The organism is Nguyenibacter vanlangensis, assembly GCF_013376155.1.
Classification (GTDB): Bacteria; Pseudomonadota; Alphaproteobacteria; order Acetobacterales; family Acetobacteraceae; genus Gluconacetobacter; species Gluconacetobacter vanlangensis.
Map to the genome: position 1 here is coordinate 1 of NZ_JABXXP010000714.1, position 1,391 is coordinate 1,391.

Annotated in this window: 2 protein-coding genes; both read left to right on the forward strand. The window is 68.5% G+C overall.

The genetic code is table 11. The features are described 5' to 3' along the window. Window positions 1-38 precede the first annotated feature (38 nt). Window positions 39-1,019 carry a peptidoglycan -binding protein gene (locus tag HUK84_RS18325; RefSeq protein WP_176641514.1) on the forward strand — a complete coding sequence of 327 codons (981 nt, stop codon included), beginning with the start codon at window positions 39-41 and terminating at the stop codon, window positions 1,017-1,019. Between the two features lie 142 nt (window positions 1,020-1,161). Further along, a partial coding sequence (locus HUK84_RS18330; protein ID WP_374729386.1) for a hypothetical protein occupies window positions 1,162-1,391 on the forward strand: 230 nt, incomplete at its 3' end.

Below are 1,391 nucleotides of genomic sequence, written 5' to 3' on the forward strand. Positions count from 1 at the left end.
GGCCGGCGCGCGCGCACCCTGACCGCAGGGGAACGCGCATGGCACGCCGCCGCCGCCAGACCCATGCCGGGCTGGACGCCTGGCCGGGATATGTGGACGCGCTGTCCACCCTGCTGATGGTCGTCATCTTCGTGCTGCTGGTGTTCGTGCTGGGGCAGGCGTTCCTGTCGGTGGTGCTGAACAAGCGCCAGCAGGCGATGGAGCAGCTTGCCCGGCAGGTCGCCCAGTTGAGCGAGATGCTGTCGCTGGAGAAGAGCCACAACCAGTCGCTGCAGCTTTCGGTCGCGTCCCTGCAGAGCGCGCATGCGAAGGACCTGGCGATGGAGACGTCGCTGACCGCGCAGGTGACGCAGACGGCCGCCGAGCGCGACAACCAGGCGCGACTGGCGCAGGCCAGCGCGCAGCAGGTGAGCGAGCTGGGCGCGCAACTGGACCAGTTGCGCCAGCAATTGTCAGCCGCGACGGCGATGCTGGATATCTCGCAGAACGAGATCCGCGACCGGGACCGCAGGATCGACGATCTGGGCCTGAAGCTGAACGTGGCGCTGGCCGACAAGGTCGAGCAGTTGCAGCGTTATCGTTCGGAATTCTTCGGCCGGCTGCGTGACATCCTGAAGGACCAGCAGGGCGTGCAGGTCGTCGGCGACCGGTTCGTGTTCCAGAGCGAGGTGCTGTTCCCGCCGGGCAGCGCGGATTTGTCGCCCAAGGGCGTGGCCGAGATCCGCACCCTGGCCCGGACGTTCCGCCAGGTGTCGTCGCAGATTCCGGGGGGGATACCGTGGATCCTGCGGGTGGACGGGCATGCCGACCGCCAGCCGATCCATACGGCCTTCGCCAGCAACTGGGAATTGTCTTCGGCCCGCGCGATCACGGTGGTGAAGCTGCTGATCGCCGAAGGGATCAGCCCGCATCACCTGGCGGCGACCGGTTTCGCCGATTTCCAGCCGCTGGACGCGCATGACACCCAGGCGGCCTTTGCCCGCAACCGGCGCATCGAGTTCCGCCTGACGGACCGCTGACGCCCCCGGCTTCGAACCCGTTCGTGGATTTCGGAGCCGGCCAGGGCGTCCCACGGCGTCGGGATATCGAGGCGATTGAATGGCGTGGCCGCGGTGCATAGTTGAAAATATCGTAGCCTGAGCCGCGCGGCCGGAGGGCGTCATGACCGGTCTGCTGATCCTGCTGAATCGTCCCGACCAGGTGGCGGCGTTGCTGGATGCGGCGCGGGACGTGGCCGGACGGCTGGCCGTGCGCCGGCTGGACGTGGCCGCGGCGCGCGAGCCGCCCGACGATACGATCCTGCCGACGGAAGAAATCCTGACCGAAGCCGACCGGGCGCGCATCCGCGCCGCCCAGCGGGCCTGGGCCGAGGCCCTGCATCGCCAGGTTGT